Source organism: Streptococcus sp. 544 (assembly GCF_013277385.1).
GTDB lineage: Bacteria > Bacillota > Bacilli > Lactobacillales > Streptococcaceae > Streptococcus > Streptococcus mitis_BA.
The window spans coordinates 97,372-116,019 of the sequence record NZ_VMMU01000003.1 but is presented as its reverse complement, the minus strand read 5'-3'; the positions used below and the strand labels follow the sequence as shown (position 1 = coordinate 116,019).

At 40.7% G+C, this 18,648-nt stretch carries 14 protein-coding genes and 1 riboswitch; of the genes, 1 reads left to right on the top strand and 13 read right to left on the bottom strand.

Translation table 11 applies throughout. The features are described from left to right. Nucleotides 1-912 (bottom strand): G5 domain-containing protein (locus tag HT728_RS02145; protein WP_173233516.1); only part of this gene is annotated, 912 nt, incomplete at its 3' end. Between the two features lie 85 nt (nucleotides 913-997). Continuing rightward, a complete protein-coding gene (locus HT728_RS02140; RefSeq protein WP_112444450.1) occupies nucleotides 998-6,007 on the bottom strand; it encodes a bacterial Ig-like domain-containing protein in 5,010 nt (1,669 codons plus the stop codon). A 303-nt stretch (nucleotides 6,008-6,310) separates the two neighbouring features. On the opposite strand from HT728_RS02140, the gene HT728_RS02135 reads away from it, so the two are divergent. Further along, nucleotides 6,311-7,942, top strand: coding sequence for a Na/Pi cotransporter family protein (locus HT728_RS02135; protein ID WP_173233512.1), 1,632 nt, complete (start codon nucleotides 6,311-6,313; stop codon nucleotides 7,940-7,942). Between the two features lie 474 nt (nucleotides 7,943-8,416). Here the strand turns inward: HT728_RS02135 and HT728_RS02130 are convergent, their stop codons facing one another. The 11 genes from HT728_RS02130 to HT728_RS02080 all read right to left on the bottom strand — a co-directional run bounded on the left by HT728_RS02130 (nucleotide 8,417) and on the right by HT728_RS02080 (nucleotide 18,465). Then, on the bottom strand, nucleotides 8,417-10,024 hold the full coding sequence (locus tag HT728_RS02130) for a CTP synthase (RefSeq protein WP_173233510.1): 1,608 nt from the start codon (nucleotides 10,022-10,024) through the stop codon (nucleotides 8,417-8,419). Between the two features lie 324 nt (nucleotides 10,025-10,348). Continuing rightward, complete coding sequence (rpoE, locus tag HT728_RS02125) at nucleotides 10,349-10,936, bottom strand: DNA-directed RNA polymerase subunit delta (RefSeq protein WP_173233508.1); 588 nt, start codon at nucleotides 10,934-10,936, stop codon at nucleotides 10,349-10,351. Between the two features lie 127 nt (nucleotides 10,937-11,063). Continuing rightward, nucleotides 11,064-11,513 (bottom strand): GNAT family N-acetyltransferase, encoded by a 450-nt coding sequence (locus tag HT728_RS02120; RefSeq protein WP_173233514.1) that lies wholly within the window; start codon nucleotides 11,511-11,513, stop codon nucleotides 11,064-11,066. 4 nt (nucleotides 11,514-11,517) lie between these two features. Continuing rightward, a complete protein-coding gene (locus tag HT728_RS02115; RefSeq protein WP_173217898.1) occupies nucleotides 11,518-11,937 on the bottom strand; it encodes a chromosome partitioning protein ParB in 420 nt (139 codons plus the stop codon). A 27-nt stretch (nucleotides 11,938-11,964) separates the two neighbouring features. Beyond that, entirely contained in the window at nucleotides 11,965-12,615 is a 651-nt protein-coding gene (locus tag HT728_RS02110; RefSeq protein ID WP_112444438.1) for a phosphatase PAP2 family protein, read from the bottom strand. Continuing rightward, a complete protein-coding gene (locus tag HT728_RS02105; protein WP_156012675.1) occupies nucleotides 12,605-13,168 on the bottom strand; it encodes an ECF transporter S component in 564 nt (187 codons plus the stop codon). Before HT728_RS02105 ends, HT728_RS02110 begins: the two co-directional genes overlap by 11 nt. A 163-nt stretch (nucleotides 13,169-13,331) precedes the next feature. Beyond that, nucleotides 13,332-13,550, bottom strand: a riboswitch (FMN riboswitch). A gap of 59 nt (nucleotides 13,551-13,609) precedes the next feature. Continuing rightward, a complete protein-coding gene (locus HT728_RS02100) occupies nucleotides 13,610-14,113 on the bottom strand; it encodes a tRNA (cytidine(34)-2'-O)-methyltransferase (protein WP_000181388.1) in 504 nt (167 codons plus the stop codon). A 192-nt stretch (nucleotides 14,114-14,305) separates the two neighbouring features. Continuing rightward, the gene (locus HT728_RS02095) at nucleotides 14,306-15,136 is read right to left on the bottom strand and encodes an energy-coupling factor transporter transmembrane component T (RefSeq protein ID WP_084923254.1); all 831 of its coding nucleotides are present in this window, start codon (nucleotides 15,134-15,136) and stop codon (nucleotides 14,306-14,308) included. Beyond that, a complete protein-coding gene (locus HT728_RS02090; protein WP_173233506.1) occupies nucleotides 15,121-16,803 on the bottom strand; it encodes an ABC transporter ATP-binding protein in 1,683 nt (560 codons plus the stop codon). Before HT728_RS02090 ends, HT728_RS02095 begins: the two co-directional genes overlap by 16 nt. A gap of 246 nt (nucleotides 16,804-17,049) precedes the next feature. Further along, nucleotides 17,050-17,598 (bottom strand): ECF-type riboflavin transporter substrate-binding protein, encoded by a 549-nt coding sequence (locus HT728_RS02085; RefSeq protein WP_000403160.1) that lies wholly within the window; start codon nucleotides 17,596-17,598, stop codon nucleotides 17,050-17,052. 18 nt (nucleotides 17,599-17,616) lie between these two features. After that, the gene (locus tag HT728_RS02080; RefSeq protein ID WP_112444429.1) at nucleotides 17,617-18,465 is read right to left on the bottom strand and encodes an S-adenosyl-l-methionine hydroxide adenosyltransferase family protein; all 849 of its coding nucleotides are present in this window, start codon (nucleotides 18,463-18,465) and stop codon (nucleotides 17,617-17,619) included. Between the last annotated feature and the right edge of the window lie 183 nt (nucleotides 18,466-18,648).

Genomic DNA, 18,648 nt, shown 5'->3' with positions numbered 1-18,648 from the left:
AACATCGTTTCCGACTTTAGTAAAAACCACATCACCTTTAGTCCCAACTTCAACAACCTTCTTCTCCATCGGAACATAATTTTCAACAGTAGTTGGATTACTCAAATCACCAGTGAACTTATTGACTTCATAAGTCGTTACATTTTCACGCAAACCTTCTTTACCATTAGATTTAATATTTCTAACACCGTAATTCAAAGTGTTATTAGCAACATATTCGGTCTCTACAGCTATTTTGGAAATAGGAACCCTCTCCACATTACCAACTTTAATGATTTTTGAAATAGCTTCTTTTTCGACAGATTCAGTAAAAAGATATTCAGACGAAGAACCTCGATAATTAACACCAACTTTGGAAATGATAGTTCGAGGTAAAATAACAGTCCCGTCATCCTTATAAATAGGCTCTTCAATATTATCGTCAATCAAGATTTTCTTATGGGTGCGAGTCTCAGCTAGGATTTCATCATAAGTGGCTGGATAATTAGAGTCCCACCCTCCCGTACTCCCATCACCATAATGTTCTTTAAGTTTAGACCTATTATCTTTGATCACTTCATAAGGTCGATAGACGATTTCGTTAAGATTATCACCTAAACTATAGATTGGTGATGAACTAAGACCATGTTCGATATCAAAGATTTGTTTACCACTCTCACCTTGTCTACCATCTTCATGGTCACCTTTTGTCAAATTTGAATCACCTTCATAAATAGTATCATAATCATAATAATTGACAACTTCAATACTATGAAAATTTTCAGCCGCATAAACAGTCCCATAATCGTCATTCATAATAAAATTGACACCATCGACAAGACCAATACTCAACAAACCAACAGCTACACTAAAAAGTCCAACTGTCAATTTTCTTAAAGCATATTTTTTGCGCAAAGTATACCCACTAAACATCTTATTTTTCATAAATACAAAACCTTTCAAAAAAATAATTTTAAAGTTATTATACCAAAAAAAAAAAAAATCTTTTATTTAATCTTCATCTTCTTTTTTTCTGTTTCAATGTCAAGGCTAAACTAGCAAAGCCAAGGCTGGCCAATCCTGCTATTAAGACTTCATTTGTAGCAACTGTCCCTGTATTTGGCAATTGTTTGCTTGCTTCTTCTGATTTAACTGCTGTATTTTGAGCTGATTTTTCCTGTGTAGCTACTACTGCTGGTTCTATTTTTACTTTTGTTCCAATTTCAACAATTTCTGGAATCGCTTCTTGGATGACTTCTGTTGAACGAAGGCGACGCTGACCGTTCCCATCAACTTCAAAGACATGTCTCAACAGACCATCTCGTCCCTGTATGATGACTCGTTGTTCCCCAACTAGCATATCAGCATTTTCATGCTCTTGACGGTCAAAAGCAACCTTTTCCTCTTGAACTTCCAATTTAGGAGCCTTTTGTTTATCAGAAGGAGGTTGATTAGTAGGTTTTGAAAGGACTGTGTTTTGTTGTTCTGGTTTAGTTGAGATAGTAACAAGGTCATTTGCACCATTAGATTCTACTCGTGGTTTTTCAGCAGATTCATAAACAAAGGCATAATGAGTAAAGTGTGGTGCTGTAAAGATGACATGACTATCCGTTTGTTCAAAAGCCAATTCTACTGCTTCTTTGCCTTCAGGTAAGAAGAAGACTTTCTTCACTTTCTTATCTTTTTCAATTGGAATTTTCACAATAGAAGCGTAAGAGAGATCAACGTCTTGACCTTTTTCATCTAGACCTTCTATTTCAAAGACATGAGCATCTTCTCCAGCAAAGTATTTCTTCTCTTCATCACTTGCTTGAACACGCTCTACTTTCAAGCCCTTGATGACAGTCTTTTCTTTATTTGAGAAGTGTACTTCAACATCTGTTTTACTATCAGAAAAGACTGCTGGTTTGTCTTCTTTCAATAAGGCAACCAGATCTTTCAAACTCTGTTTCGCTGTTGCAAGCTCTTCTGGACTCAAATCTACTTTTTCAACCAAGGCCTTGTTTTTCTCAAGAAGAGGAGCTAGGGCGGAACCTGAAGGATGGTTTGGTTTTGAAGTTAAGAGTTCTTGAGCCTCACCTGTTAAGCGATCGAGTTCTGTCTTTTCTTCCGTAAATTTCTCTTGACCATTCAGAGCTTTATGAGCTTCTGTCAATTTATTAAGTCGGTCATTAACCTGATCTTGGGTGCTAGTTTCATGGTCTTTCAACACTTGTTCAGCCGCTTCAATTGCTTTCAAGAAGGCTTCTTTTACTTCTGGTAAAGCAAAGTTATAGACCACCTTGTTCTTAGCCGCTTCAACTTCTGCTAATTTTTGTTTAAGGTACTCATCGTTCAATGCTGCTTTTGGAGATACCAAAACATCAAAGTTGACTTTATGACCTTGGTAACGAAGAGTCAAGGTTTGACGACCAGTCTTTTGAGCATGGTAACCAGTAATTTCAACTCCCTCATCAGTAAAGGAATGTTCTTCCATGGTGTCATTGCTATAAGCCACTGCAAAGCGTCCTTCAGACAAGTCTAAGCTATCACCAACTAGGTAATCTTTTTTCGGTTCCTGACTCACTTCAATTCCCAAAATAGTTTTCGGACTTGCTTCATCTTGGCTAGTGACAGTCACTGACAACTTCGCATTTACTGGTTGTCCCAAATATTGTAAAGTAAGATTTTGTTCTCCCTTATGATGCGTATCAAAGCCTGATACTGATACACCTGCGTGAGTTAGGCGAATGAGCTCGTCCTCAGCTCCTCCTTCATACTGAACTCGAAGAACACCACCTCTAAGGTCCAAATCCTCCCCTTCGGCGTAGCTTGTTTTCTTAGGTTCTGTTTCTAGGCTGACTGACTTGATTCTTCTGTCATCTTTTGGAACAGAAACTGCTAGGACATTACTAATTTCCTTGCCTGGCAACTGGGTACGATAGTAAAGAAGACCAGATTGATTTGTCAAATCCAATGGTGCACTTGCTAGGTCTCCTCCAACTTCGCTCTTCAAGGTTGCAAGCGGAGTTTGAGAATTTGGATTATCATAAACGGTAATGGTAGCTCCAGCTGGTACATCTGCAAAGCCAACTTGTACCTTGTTATTGCCTAAAGTACGAGCTGCAGTCTTGGCCATCGGAATATTGACACTTTCTGTATCAAGCTTTTCATACATTTTCCAGTTATAGATACGAATAGCCTTCCATGGAGTTCCATTGTCAGAAGTGACAACATTCAAGCGCCAATCTTGAGCTGTGATTGGTTTATCAAGGGTAATATCTGTAACATGGGCTTTATTGCCACGGACTTCCTTAGCCAACTTCCATTGACCATCCGCATCTTTATAATAGAGGTCAAAATCTTTGGTGTTCATCAAACCGTCGTTTACAGATTCTCCACCAGCTCCAGCATGGTCCATCACCCATCTAACAACTGTACGTGGCTGGGTCAAACGAATATCCACACTACCACTTAATTGTCCAGAAGACCACTTGTCTGACAGACTGGTAATGGTACCATTCAACATGCCTTCTATGCCTTCCCCACCTTCTGTTTTAGGGAAGGTACTATCAATAACTGTTGCACCTGGTACGATATTTTCAGCTAATGGTTTTGGTAGGCTGGTATCTTTTACAGTCATGCCCCAATCAAAGGTTGTGGTTGCAGCTTCTGAACGAACTCCATTTTTACCGACTGCTACAACTTTCAGTTCTTGAGTTGTACCTTGAGCACTTGCTGAACGGCTAACTTTTGGTAGATAAATAGTTGTAGAAGATGAGCCAGTTAGTAATTTCCAGCTGTCTCCATCTTTTTCGTAAACTTCATAGAAATCTGCATCCTTGTTGCCTTTAAATTGCACGACTGCTTCTGCTTCTTGGGCATTTTTTAGGACTTGTTTGGCTACAGCTACTGTGGTTGGTGCCTGAGGAGCATCTTGATTATTGCTGATGGTCAATTGCCCCAAGTTAAATTGATAACCTTTTAAGTCTTTATCATTTTCAAAATAGAGTTTAATACCGTAAATTGTTTTACCTGCCAAGGCACTCAAATCAAAATCATCGGTAGTCCAGTTATCTGAAACTGTCAATTCTTTACGGGCAGCTTCATCACCGTAGGTATAATCTTTCTTGGTTGCAAATTCTACATAAACCTTGGTCCCTTTGCCTCCTTTGTGGGCAACATGCAATTTGGTGGTATCTGTCACCTTCAAGCGAGTAGAGTACAAATTCACATCTTGCTTGGTCGCACCTGAAAGATCCCCTGCAAATTTGAGAGAAGTTCCACCATTATAAGCATCTTCAAAATCATAGCTTGCTTTCAACTTATCGCCAGTTGATTTTTGCCACCAGCGCCATGTTGGAAGAACACCTGAAACTGAACGGTAATTCCACTCAGAATCCTTAGAAACCTTACCATCTACGAACCATTTTCTACCATGACCTGTATTAAAAGAAGTAGTAAAAGTATTACCTACTGCTGGCGTACGGTCCGCAACTAGGTTAGCAATCCCATACCAATCTTTATCACCTGGTTTTTGGCCAGTAGGATCACCTTGGTAACCTGTAAAGAAGATATCTTCATTCTTATGATAATCTTCACCAGTTTTTCCTAAACTTGTAATGGTATCTGGGGCGAACAAACCAAGAGAAAGGCGTAATTTCCCATTTTCATCTAAAATGTCATTCCACTTAACCTTGGTCTTGTAGGAACCACCCTGTTGCAATTCCAAACCTGCAAATACATCATAAGGATTACGACCAATCCAGTTGGCAGTTGCAATAGTGTAATCATTTTTAGCCTTATCCCAGTTAAAGTTAGCAAAGAAGTTATCTGCTGGAACCTTATCTCCCTCAGGTTGCATGAATTGGTAGTTGTATTCTCCCAAACCATCTTGGTGGTAACGTCCATAGTTATAGGTCATAGCATCGTACCAAGAATACTTGATTGGATGGTTTACCTTAGCAGCATACTCCTTGGTATAGAGCATAAACTGGCGCATCTTTTCTCCAAGAGGTTCAACCAAATCCCCAGTTGTTTCTTGGTTGATGAAATAGCCATCATAGCCATAATACTTGGCCATATCCACCAATTTACGGGCAATTGGGAAGCTACCATCTGAGTCTTGCTTCAAAGCTTCAGCGAATTTTTCTTGATCTGCAATACTATTAGACCAGTTGAAGAAGAGTGTACCATATACAGGAACCCCGTTACGGTGACCTGCATCAATAACGTCAGGCGTTGGTACGAGACCTTCCCAGAAGACCATTGAATCTAGATATTGCCAATAGTCAAAAGCATAGGCCTTGAACTCTTCTCCACCAACAGAAGCATGGTCTTTTGCTTTAGAATTGGTGTTTGATAGGGCTTGAACTTTTGCTTCCTTGCTAGCTTTTTCATTAACCAAATGACCTGTCCGACGTGAAGCGAGGGCGACAGACCCGCGGTTAATAGCATCATCTTCACGAGCACCTGGTTCCCATTTTAACAATTCTTCCCAAGAATTAAATTTGATTTCCTTTGGTTTTAATGTTTTGTCCGTATTTTTAGGGACATCTGGCTGGACTTCTTTTTCAGTCTTATTAGCTTCTGCTGCTGGCTTAGACTCATCTCCTTGGCTAGTTGCTTCAGGCTTTGCTTCCGTTTCCTTGTCAGACTTTGGTTTTGCTTCTGCAGATGGTGTTTCTGCAGCCACCTCACTTGGTTTTTCCTCTGATTTAGCTACGCTTACTGCCTCTGCAGTTTCAGTAGTTGCAGCTTCATTGCTTGCTGGCGAAGCAGTGTCAGATGCTGTCGCTACTCCTTCTGCCTTTTCTGGCTTATTTTCTCTAGCATGTTCTCCTTCATTCTGCTGATCAACTTCATTGGCCGAATGCTCACTCTCCCCTGAAACAAGCTCTGTATTGACTCCGCTATTTTCAGGAACTGCAGTTTCTTCTGCCAAGGCTGGACCAGCAAATAAAACAGCCCCAATCATCAGCGAGCAGGCTCCTACTGATAACTTACGAATACTGTACCGACAACGTCTTTCAAAAAATGAATTCTTCATTTTCTCCTCCTAAAAGATTGATTTTATTATTTTAAAGAAAGCGCTTAACTTTCTTCGTAAAATTTTTATCCCAATCACAGGGATTAAGATAATTTCTCCCTAATTTTAAAATATTTCTTTTAAATGTCAATATATAAAAGGAAATATCTATATCTAGGTTAGAAATTGGTAAAATTAATATAATTAAGGCCTTTTCTCACGAATTTTCTTTCTAAAATCTTAGCTTAACACTTGTTAGATTTACTTTTATCCTTTAAAATAGAATAGGAGAAATTCCGTTATTATTTTTCGGAGGAAAAAGAAATGTCCATTAATTGGCAGGAAATTTTATTTCACTTTTTAGGTGGTCTGGGACTATTCTTATATAGTATCAAGACCATGGGAGACGGTTTGCAGCAAGCTGCTGGAGATCGCCTTCGTTTTTACATTGACAAGTATACTAGTAATCCTTTCTTTGGAGTTCTGGTTGGTATTGGGATGACTGCTCTAATTCAGTCTAGTTCTGGTGTAACAGTTATCACAGTCGGTCTGGTCAGTGCCGGTCTCCTAACCTTACGTCAGGCTATCGGGATTGTCATGGGGGCTAATATTGGGACAACAGTCACATCCTTTCTTATTGGGTTTAAACTAGGTGACTATGCCCTGCCTATGCTCTTTATCGGTGCTGTCTGCCTCTTCTTTACAAAAAATCGGACAGTCAATAATATCGGACGCATCCTCTTTGGTGTCGGTGGTATCTTTTTTGCCCTCAATCTCATGAGTGGCGCAATGGCTCCACTCAAAGATTTACAGGTCTTTAAAGACTATATGATTGAGCTAAGTAAGAATCCTGTTTTGGGTGTCTTTGTCGGTACCGGCTTGACCTTACTGATTCAAGCTTCCTCGGCTACCATCGGGATTTTACAAAACCTCTACGCCAGCAACCTCATTGACCTGCAAGGAGCTTTGCCAGTTCTATTTGGTGACAATATCGGGACAACCATTACAGCCATCATTGCCTCTTTAGGTGCTAATATTGCAGCTAAACGGGTAGCAGGTGCCCATGTCGCCTTTAACGTGATTGGTACGGTTATCTGTATTGTCTTCCTTGTACCTTTCACTGGCTTGATTCATTGGTTTGAATCTACGCTAAATCTAGCACCGGAAATGACCATCGCCTTTGCTCATGGAACCTTTAATATTACCAATACCATTGTCCAATTTCCATTTATCGGAGCTCTGGCTTACTTTGTAACCAAGATTATTCCTGGAGAGGACGAGATTGTCAAATACGAACCCTTATATCTTGATGAACATTTCATCAAACAAGCCCCATCTATCGCTCTCGGAAATGCTAAGAAAGAGCTCTTGCACTTAGGAAACTACGCTGCTAAAGCCTTTGACCTTTCCTATAAGTATATCATTGACTTGGATGAAAAAGTTGCTGAAAAAGGGCATAAAACCGAAGAAGCAATTAACACCATCGATGAGCAATTAACACGTTATCTCATTGCCCTTTCAAGCGAAGCTCTCAGTCAAAAAGAAAGCGAAGTACTCACCAATATCCTTGATTCCTCCCGTGATTTGGAACGGATTGGAGACCACGCGGAGGCTCTACTCAATCTGACTGACTATCTTCAACGGAAAAATGTTGAATTTTCTGATGCCGCCTTGAAAGAATTAGAGGAAGTTTACCGCCAAACTAGTGACTTTATCAAAGATGCTCTGGATAGTGTGGAAAACAATGATATTGAAAAAGCACGCAGTCTTGTAGAACATCATGAAGCAATCAATAAGATAGAACGTGTTCTCAGAAAAACCCACATCAAACGCCTCAATAAAGGCGAATGTTCAACACAAGCTGGGGTAAACTTTATCGATATCATCTCACACTACACTCGTGTATCAGACCACGCTATGAACCTTGCTGAAAAGGTTTTTGCAGAACAAATCTAAAAACCAAGAAGCTATCCTGAATGGGATGGCTTTTTGCTTTTCCTAAGCAAGACTAGGCTGAATGAAACTGAGAGAGTATTCTGCAGATATAGTGGATTAATACTCAATGAAAATCAAAGAGCAAACTAGGAAGCTAGCCGCAGGCTGTACTTGAGTACGGCAAGGTGAAGCTGACGTGGTTTGAATTTGATTTTCGAAGAGTATAAATTAAAAAAGTATAGTGTATTGAATCTATAACAGTACACCTTGACTGCTAAAATATTTCTAGAAATTGATTTGGCTTTCCGAATTAATTTGTTCAGATTTTATTTCACTTCAATATACTGATAAATCCATTCACTAGCACAGGGCAAGAGGGAGTCGCTATTGATTTCAACGGTAGCAGGTACATACAGAGGACTCCTAACTCAGATATACTGCAATATCATTGTATGCAAAAAACCTCTGAGATTCTTCTCAAAGGTTCTGATTTTGCTAATTGCTGTTCTCAACCGCTGCAGTAATAAAGGCAGTGTAGAGTTCTTCTGGACGATTTGGACGACTTGACAGTTCAGGGTGATACTGACACGCTACAAAGAATTTATTTTCAGGAATTTCCACGATTTCTACCAGACGATTGTCTGGAGACACTCCTGAAAAGACAAAGCCTGCTGCCTCAAACTGCTCACGGAAGGCATTGTTAAACTCATAGCGGTGACGGTGACGGCGTTGCACCACTTCTTGATTGTGATAAGCAGCCGCTGCCTTAGAGCCACGTTTCAACTTAGACGGATAAAGCCCCAAACGAAGGGTTCCGCCCATATCCTCAACATCAATCTGATCACGCATGATATCAATGATAGGGTATTTTGTTTCTGGTGCAAGCTCTGCAGAATTGGCACCTTCAAGACCTAAAACGTGACGAGCAAATTCAATACAAGTTAACTGCATTCCCAAGCAGACACCCAACATTGGAACATCATTCTCACGCGCATAGCGAATGGCTTGGATTTTCCCTTCCGTACCCCGTTGACCAAAACCACCTGGTACGATAATTCCGTCTGCATCAGACAAAAGCTCTGCCACATTCTCTGCTGTCACATCATTGGCATTGATCCAATTGATTTTAACTTCTGCACCGTTGGCATAACCAGAGTGTTTCAAGGCTTCAACCACAGAAATGTAGGCATCTTGCAATTCAACATACTTACCGACAAGGGAAATTTTAACTTGTTTCTTGAGGTTCATGACCTTGTCCACCATGGCTGACCATTCTGTCATATCTGCTACTGGTGCGTCTAATTTCAAATGGTCACAGACAATTTGGTCCATACCTTGCGCCTGCAAGTTCAATGGAATTTGGTAAAGGTGTTCGACATCCAACGATTCAATAACGGCTTCTGGTGCCACATCACAGAACTGGGCCAGTTTGTTTTTAATTCCTTGACCAGCTGGCTCTTCTGTACGAATAACCAACATATTTGGTTGGATTCCCAAACCGCGTAATTCCTTGACAGAGTGTTGGGTTGGTTTGGTCTTCATTTCACCAGCAGCCTTGAGGTAAGGAAGCAAGGTTGTATGGATGTACATGACATTATCCGCACCCACATCTGCCTTCATCTGACGAAGGGCCTCTAGAAATGGCAAAGACTCGATATCTCCTACTGTTCCACCAACCTCTGTGATAATGACATCAGAGTCGGTCGTTAGAGCGGCACGCTTGATTTTTTCTTTCAAAGCATCTGTGATATGAGGAATGACCTGAACGGTTGCCCCAAGGTATTCTCCACGGCGTTCTTTACGAAGCACTTCACTGTAAATTTTACCAGTTGTCACGTTGGAATATTTGTTGAGATTGATATCGATGAAACGTTCATAGTGACCCAAGTCCAAATCTGTCTCAGCTCCGTCATCTGTCACAAAAACTTCCCCGTGCTGGTAAGGACTCATAGTTCCCGGATCAATATTGATATAAGGGTCAAACTTTTGAATGGTTACTTTGAGACCACGATTTTTCAAGAGACGACCCAGACTCGCTGCGACAATCCCTTTCCCAATAGACGACACCACACCACCAGTTACAAAAATATATTTCGTAGACATAGATTCCTCTTTCTAAAATGCTCAAGGTCTTGCTAACTACGTGGGGACATAGAAAACAAGACCCTACTAATAAGAATAATCTGGGACAACTGCACCAGATTCACAACTAATACTCTTCGAAAATCTCTTCAAACCGCGTCAACGTCGCCTTGCCGTAGATATGTGTTCCTGACTTTGTCAGTNNTTCATTGAGTATAAAATACAAGAAGATAACTTCTTGAAAAAACAAAAATAGCTCCCTAAGAACTAGGGAGCCCCGACCTCTAAAAGAGGTGCCCGAACAATATGATACCTAAAAATAGGATAATTGTCAATACCTAACTTTTATTCCTCGCTGGTTTCAGCATCATCTTCTGAGAACTCGTCATCCTCCTCGTTGAGATCCACGTCTTCACCCAAGTCATCAGGGGCGATTTCGTTGATTTCTGCATCATAAGCTTCCACTTCATTTTTCTCATCATCTGGATTTTCATCATCATATGAAAGAGCTGGATCTGCTTCGTATGCATCTTCGTCTTCTGGATCATCTGCATTGTAGTCAATAGCATCTGAATCGCCGTCCATAAAGGCATTGACGCGTTTTTTCTTAGCTTTTGGTGCCACTTCATCGTCATCATTTTCTTCAAGAGCGATGATTTCTTCGTCAATTTCGTCCACACCATACCATGAACGAAGCCCCCATTTGTTGTCTCCAAGCGAGATGAAGCTACCATCAAAGTTCAACTCTGTGTAGAACAAAGGCAAGGCTTCACGGATATCGCTGTTTGATGTTCCAAGGTAGTTTTGAATTTCGTTTACAAGATCGCTAAAATGCATCTCATGATCACGACCACGAAGTTCCAAGATAGCACGCGCTACCTCAATCATAGATAGTTCACTTTTTTCTTGCCCAGTAAATACTTCTAATTCCAAAGCGTTTCTCCTCATTTATACTACTATCGCCAGAGCGAACAGACTCTGACCTCATTTTATCATTTACTCTTTATTTTACGATAATTTTGCGGAATAGTCAAAGGTTAAGGGGGAGAAAGTGGCAGGATTAGACTAATTTCAGTACAAAACTCCTTCCTTTTTCTGTTGCTCCATTTTCCACAAATCCAAGCGACTTGAAACACCTCCTAGAAGCATGATTGTAGGTGTAGATTTCCTTGACTCTCAATTCTTTCCATCCTTTTACTCGAGCCAATTCAATCAAAGTACTTAGAATCTTTTTTCCAAGTCCTCGATGTTGGTAAGCGGAATTCCCAATCACAATGGGGAGATTATCCTGAGATAGTGTAACATCCCCAATTGGAAACCATTCTCCCTTCTCCTTGACTTCAATCCAAAAAAGTTCACCATGCTGATCCAAATAGGAATACATGGCTTCCAAAGTTTCTTGACTATAAGGAAGCTTCACCCCATCTACGAGGTAAACCAAGTCCACATTCTGATACCAAGCAAAAGCTTCCTCACAATGATTGACCTTACAATAAGGAACAAGACGCAGTGCATTATCTATTTGTAAGATCTCTTTCATCTGCTTTCCTTTTCAATAAGAGAGTTGCTGCTTGATTAAAACCATCACACCAGTTATACCATTTTGCTTCATACTCACCTTGAGGTAAGATATGATTTTTTAAATCCAGAACAGAGTAAATCTTTCTTTCCTCACAAGCTTGCGCATAGAGATGATATAGTTCATCACCGCCGTCTCTATCCCACTCAGCAGAAATCGTATCCCGACCTGCCAATAAAGCCTGATAAGCCCTGTGATGCCCATCTGTAATCAACAAGCAATCTCCGAACGCAAGAATACTGATTGGAGCAACATTGATTATTTCTGCCGACTGATAAAGTGTCTGGATGCCTGCTAGTTTCTTTTCTGATAAGTATAGTTGAGTCGGATGGAGATCTTTTATATTGACTTTCATTTCTTTCTCCTCAAGGGAATTCGATACTCACTTCTGCTTGCCTTTAAATCGCCATTGGAAGCGGAGCTTGTCATAGAAGGGAAACTCTATAAACAGGACTCCCAAGCCCACACAGAGACTGGCAAGAACGTCTGATGGATAATGAACTCCCAGATAGACCCTTGATACCAACACACTGACTAGGTAGAGGCCAAGGACGATTTGTACGATTTTTCTCTCGACCGAATCTTTAATCCGCTGACTAAGAATAACAATCAGAGAACCGACCATCAAGGTTACAGCCAGAGAATGGCCACTTGGGAAGGAAAATCCCTTCTCATCTACCAAGTGTAAAATAGCTGGTCGTGGGCGCTGGTAAATATTTTTAAAGGTCACGATTAAAAGACCTGCCAAAGCCAGATTTCCCAGCATGAAGAAACTTTCTATCTTCCACCGCTTACGATAAAAGACAAAAGCTGTAATAACAACCCAAGTGATAATCACCGGAATATCAATCAAGCGTGTGATGGCTCGGAAAAGAATAGTCAAATAATCTGGTAAGTCTCCTCGAACGGCAGTCTGTATCGGTTGGTCAAAACCGACCAGCGTTTCAGGGTAAAATTTGACCATGTAGCCAAGAATAACGAAAAGTAAAAGGGCAAAACTGCCCTTCATTAAAAATGTTTGTTTATCTTTCATAGTGTTTTAAGGTTGGTTTCAAAAGGACGTACAACAACCAGAATGAAACGGAAAAGATTACACCCTCAATCAAGTTAAAAGGTAATACCATGGTCATTAGGTAGTTGGACAGTCCCAAAATTTTTCCAATATCAAAGTTAGCAAACTTAGCGTACAAAGGAACAGCATAAACATAGTTGAGAACCAACATAGCCACGGTCAAGCCAATAGTTCCAGCTAGAGATCCTAGTAGGAAACGAAGGGTTGTCCGTTCCTTTTTCCAAATCAAAGCAAATACGATGACAAAAATTCCCAAAGCCACGATATTCATCGGCAAGCCAATGTAAGTATTCACTCCCTGACTGTTAAGAAGCAATTTCAAGAGTGAGCGAAGCAAGAGAACTCCTAGAGCAGCAGGCAAATCCATGACCACCAGACCCACAAGGACGGGCAAGATACTAAATTCGATCTTGAGGAAGGATGCCGCTGGTAAGAGCGGAAAGTCAAAGTACATCAGCACAAATGAGATGGCTGATAAGATTGCAATGGTCGAAAGTCGACGTGTGTTTGTCATAACAGGTTCCTCCAATTTTCTATAAAATCAGAAGAAGTTAGAAAGGATTCCTCTATCTATTCTCACTTTTTATATCCCAAAAGTTCCCTCTCACTCTATTAAGGAAATTCAAGTAAGCGGTTACAGTTTAGCTATAAATCTATCAGAACAGACAAAGCTATTCTTTCGTCTTCTCCCATCCAGACTATACTGTCGGTTGTGGAATCTCACCACATCAGCTTGCGCTCGCGGACTTATTTGGCTAAGATATTTTAGATTTATCTAGGCGTCGCAGTCGAAGATAATACTTAAAGTATATCGAGACAAGACAACGACGAGAAAGCTAAAATAGATAGTCAAATTTACCGCCGGTCGGGAATCACACCCTGCCCTGAAGACTCTTTTATCATAACAAAAAACGCTTGCAAGCGCAAGCATTTTGTTCATTTTCATTTTCATTTTTTATTTCAATTTATCCACTTCATAGGTATGAACAAGCTCAAGACCTGCAAAGTTCTGTTGACGGAGGGCTTCGTAGACAATCATGCAGACGGTATTCGACACATTGAGACTGCGGACATGTTCATCATTCATAGGAATACGGAGAGCCTTCTCAGGATGTTCGCGCATAAAGTCCTCAGGCAAGCCCTTGTCTTCACGTCCAAAGAGGAAATAGTGGTCCTCGTCAGTCGATAAATCCACCTCAGAATAGACTTTTTCAGCGAATTTCGAAATTAGATAGAGTTTTCCCTTCATCTGAGACATGAAATCTTCCAAACTCTCGTAAAAATAAATCTCTAGCTTATCCCAATAATCCAACCCAGCCCGCTTCATCTTGCGGTCATCGATAGGAAAGCCCATGGGCTTGATGATGTGGAGGGGAGAATTGGTTGCAGCGCAAGTACGCGCGATATTGCCTGTATTTTGTGGAATTTGTGGCTCAAATAATACAATGTGATTTGTCATGACTTGCTTCCTTTCACCATTGCAAAAAAATAGCCACACTGCCCGGAGTCAAGCTCAGCAAACAGCGTGGTTAAGGCATCGTTAACTTACCTCACAACAGGTTTGAAGTAAATCAGCGAAACTACTTTCTTAGTATAACACTTTCAGAATCATTGTCAATAGAAACGACTTGATTTTTTCAATTTTTTCAAGCTATTTCCAAGGGTTGTAAAATCGTCCCTGATTCTGCAAGATAAGTAGTAAACTAGCTACTAAAAACAAGGCTGCCAAGAACAAGGTAAGATAGTCTCCTTTTTTCAAGGCCTGATAACTATACCAAGTGCGTTTTTTCTCTTTCCCAAAGCGACGAAGCTCCATGGCGGTCGCGATGGTATCAATGCGTTCTAGCGAGCTAAAAATCAAGGGAGTGATAATGCGCAGATTGCCTTTGATTCGTTGCATTAGAGAAGCTTTCTTGGATAATTCCATCCCACGCGCTTCCTGAGACATCTTGATGGTAAAGAATTCTTCCTGCAAATCTGGAATATAGCGCAAGGTCAGGCTGACTGAATAGGCAATCTTATAAGGCACACCGATTTGATTTAAACTGGAAGCAAACTGACTAGGGTGGGTTGTCATCAAAAAGATAATAGCCAGAGGAATGGTGCAAAGGTACTTAATGGCCAGATTTAGCAGATAAAAGAGCTCCTGGCTGGTTAGAGTGTAGGACCCGATTCCCTGCCAAATCACACTTCTCTCTCCGTAAAGTCCAACCCCATACTCAGGAGAAAAGAGATAGACCATCAAGACGTTTAAAACGGCAAATACCGTCGCAAAAACTGCTACAAAGGAAACATCTTTAAAACGGATTTCTGACAAATAGAGGAGAAAGACCGAAAAAATAGCAATCAGAACAAGCAGTCTGGTATCATAGCTAATCATGGCAGCCAATGACACGAGAATGAAAAAGAGGAGTTTACCAGCTCCTGACAAGCGATGAATCACAGTATCTCTATGCTGGTAACCAATTAATTTAGCTTGCATCCTTCTCTCCTTTCTTTGTAAAATGCCGTTAAAGCAAGTGGATCCACGTCTAGTTTCTTGGCCAAGTTGAAGATTGAAGTTTCTTTTAGGTTGGCTTTTACTAACAGCTCAGGATTGCTCAAAAGACTAGCTGGATCGGTATCGGCAATCAATTCTCCATCAACCATGACAAGAGCACGATCAGAATAATCCAGCATCAATTGCATATCATGGGTAATCATGACAATGGTATGACCTTTTTGATGCAGTTCTTCAAGAAATTCCATAATCTCAGTATAGTTCTTCTGGTCTTGGCCTGCAGTCGGTTCATCTAGGAGAATAATTTCAGCTCCTAAGACCAAAATTGAAGCAATGGTGACACGTTTTTTCTGACCAAATGACAGGGCAGAAATGGGCCAATTACGGAATTCAAAAAGACCGCAGATTTTCAAGGTTTCATAGACTCTCGTTTCAATTTCCTTCTCATCCACACCTCGCAAACGGAGTCCTAGAGCCACCTCATCAAAAATCATATTAGTTGAAATCATTTGATTGGGATTTTGCAGCACATAGCCTACTCGTTCCGCCCGCTCTGCAACAGAATCTCCTTTTATATCCTGACCTTTCCAAAGATAAGAACCTTCCGTCTGGATAAAGCTACTTAAGGCCTTGGCAAGGGTTGATTTCCCAGCCCCATTTTTCCCGACAATGGCAATCTTTTCACCCTTTTTAATATCCAAATGTAGGGACTTTAAAATCGGTCTATCATCATAAGAAAATGACACGTCCTCTAATCTAAAGAGTGACTGCAATTCTGGGCTTTCTTTTACCAGTTCATTCTGCAACTGAACCTGACCTTTTGAGATAGACAAGTTATCCAGATTTGCTAATTGTTCTTCCTTAGCTAAATCCACACCTAATTGACGGAGAGTAGTTAGATAAAGGGGTTCGCGAATTCCATTTTGGGTCAACAAATCAGTCGCCAATAACTGATCAGGACTCCCATTAAAGAGGATACGGCCATCGTTTATCAAGACAATCCGATCCACAGAGCGATGCAGAACATCCTCTAAACGGTGCTCGATAATAAGGGTCGTCGTCCCCTCTTCCTTATGAATCTGGTCAATCAATTCGATAATATCCTGACCTGACTTGGGATCAAGATTGGCGAGTGGCTCATCAAACAAGAGAATCGGACTCTCATCAATCAAGACACCAGCCAGACTGACTCGCTGCTTTTGTCCACCTGACAAATCCTGAGGACGCTGATCCAGTAAAGAAAGAAGGTCCAGCTTTTCAGCCCATTTATAAACACGATTTTTCATCTCTTCTAGTCCTGTTACATCATTTTCCAGAGCAAAAGCCAAGTCCTCTGCCACGGACAAGCCGATAAACTGCCCATCTGTATCCTGCAAAACCGTGCTGACTAAATGAGATTTATCATAGACACTCATATCAAAAGCGGCTTGACCCTTGATCACAAATTCTCCAGACATCTGACCCTTGTAAATATTGGGAATAATCCCATTCAAACACTGACCCAAGGTAGATTTACCTGACCCAGATGGCCCAACAATTAAGACTTTCTCTCCCTTGTAAATGGTCAAGTCTACCCCTTGCAAGGTCGGTTCTTGTTGTGTTTTATACCGGAAAGAGAAATCCTTCCACTCAATTATAGCTTCTTTCATCTTACTCTCTTCATTCGCTTCTTAGACTTCTATTTTATCATAAATCTACCCCTTCTTGCAGTCTCTTCTCTTAAAATCTTAGCGCCAAAAAGATTCCTATCCTAGCTTACTTGCCTAACTAATCAATAAACAGCAAAAAGACTGGTTGCCCAGCCTTCCCCATCATTTTATACTCAATGAAAATCAAAGAGCAAACCAGAAAGCTAGCCACAAGTTGCTCAAAACACTGTTTNNTTTCGAAGAGTATTAGTCCTTTTTCAAACTTCCTGCACGAGTTTGAGTTCCTGCGTAGGCAAGCAAGAGAAGAGTTCCTGCAATAGCTACAGATACACCATTAGCAATTCCCGCAACAATCCCTTGTGCAAATACTTTTTCTGCCGCTTCTTGATAAATCACAACATCTCCAAGCGGTGCCAAGACACCCCAAACAAGGGCATTTGCAAGTAGTTGAATGAGGTTAAAAATAAGAATATCTTTCCAGTCAAAGACACCATTGATCACGCGAACGTACTTTCTAAATAGCCCCACAGCTAGACCAAAGAGCCCACTAGCGATAATCCAAGTCCACCACAGACCGTAACCAGCAAGAGAGTCCTTGATTGCATGACCAATCAACCCGACAAGCAAACCGATAATCGGTCCAAAAATAATAGAAAGTAGCGCTTGTACCGCATACTGAAGCTGGATGCTTGTATTGGGAACAGGGGTCGGAATGTTGATCATCCCGATGACGACAAAGAGGGCAGCGCCAATTCCGACAGCAACAACTTGTTTAATTGTAAATTTGATTTCCATACTATTTATTCTCCTATTTTATCCTTCTATTTTCTTTATTTCAATGGTCCAAGATGAACCGACACCCACATTATAGGCCTTGGCAAAAGAACCTTGGTTGATAGCCAGACCTAAACGATAGAGAGAGTTGATGTAAAGGATGGGTTGCCCAATTCTCACATCCGCAAATGATTTGCCATAAACAACCTGATTTTGATAGACCAGCATATCAGCGTGATAGATAGTCACTTCAAAACGGTCACCAAAGTCTGGTTCCAGTTTGTAAAATTCTTCTCGCGTGATAGAGGTCCAAAGCGAACCAAAACGCACATCCAGAATATCAATAGCTCCCTTCACCAAATGATCTTCAATGATGGTCTCTACGACTGGAAGCTCTACAATATGGTCTACACTGAGCTCTGGCCCCACTTCCTCAAAAGTAATGTGACCGCTGGCCAGTTTAGCACCAGTATAAGCATAAACATCACGACCGTGGAAGGTATAAGAATGCTCTGTGTTTTGACGTCTATTGGCCACTTCAGAAATTTCACGAATAGCTACAATGCCAACGTGTTTCTTGATAAAAGAAAGCGTTCCATTATCTGGCGTGACAATGTATTGATTTTTTGCAGTCTTGGCAACCACACTCTTACGTTTCGAGCCGACACCTGGATCGACAACCGATACAAAAGTCGTTCCCTCAGGCCAGTAATCCACCGTCTGAAAAAGACGGTAGCTCCCCTCAAAAATATTATAAGGCGTAATATCGTGCGTCAAGTGATGAATTTTTAAGGTTGGAGATTCTTCTAAAGCCACTCCAATCATAGCCGATACCGCACCATCAACCAGACCAAAGTCTGATTGTAATACCAGTAAATTATTATTCATTTTATCTCCTTGTATATCCTTTATCATACCATATTTCAGAGAAAGTCGCTAATAGCTATTTCAATTGGTTAGGGTATAGTTTTATCTTATAGCAAATTTTCACTAAAAGCTCTTGTTATTAGCTAGTAGGTGCATTTTTTCTTGAAAAAAGGTATGATAGTTACATCATGAAAAAGTAGGTTT

What these genes read in the sequence shown, in the direction of transcription:
- HT728_RS02140 (WP_112444450.1), bottom strand. Translation starts at nt 6,007, where the DNA reads ATGAAGAATTCATTTTTTGAAAGACGTTGTCGGTACAGTATTCGTAAG.
- HT728_RS02135 (WP_173233512.1), top strand. Translation starts at nt 6,311, where the DNA reads ATGTCCATTAATTGGCAGGAAATTTTATTTCACTTTTTAGGTGGTCTG.
- HT728_RS02130 (WP_173233510.1), bottom strand. Translation starts at nt 10,024, where the DNA reads ATGTCTACGAAATATATTTTTGTAACTGGTGGTGTGGTGTCGTCTATT.
- HT728_RS02115 (WP_173217898.1), bottom strand. Translation starts at nt 11,937, where the DNA reads ATGAAAGTCAATATAAAAGATCTCCATCCGACTCAACTATACTTATCA.
- HT728_RS02110 (WP_112444438.1), bottom strand. Translation starts at nt 12,615, where the DNA reads ATGAAAGATAAACAAACATTTTTAATGAAGGGCAGTTTTGCCCTTTTA.
- HT728_RS02105 (WP_156012675.1), bottom strand. Translation starts at nt 13,168, where the DNA reads ATGACAAACACACGTCGACTTTCGACCATTGCAATCTTATCAGCCATC.
- HT728_RS02100 (WP_000181388.1), bottom strand. Translation starts at nt 14,113, where the DNA reads ATGACAAATCACATTGTATTATTTGAGCCACAAATTCCACAAAATACA.
- HT728_RS02095 (WP_084923254.1), bottom strand. Translation starts at nt 15,136, where the DNA reads ATGCAAGCTAAATTAATTGGTTACCAGCATAGAGATACTGTGATTCAT.
- HT728_RS02090 (WP_173233506.1), bottom strand. Translation starts at nt 16,803, where the DNA reads ATGAAAGAAGCTATAATTGAGTGGAAGGATTTCTCTTTCCGGTATAAA.
- HT728_RS02085 (WP_000403160.1), bottom strand. Translation starts at nt 17,598, where the DNA reads ATGGAAATCAAATTTACAATTAAACAAGTTGTTGCTGTCGGAATTGGC.
- HT728_RS02080 (WP_112444429.1), bottom strand. Translation starts at nt 18,465, where the DNA reads ATGAATAATAATTTACTGGTATTACAATCAGACTTTGGTCTGGTTGAT.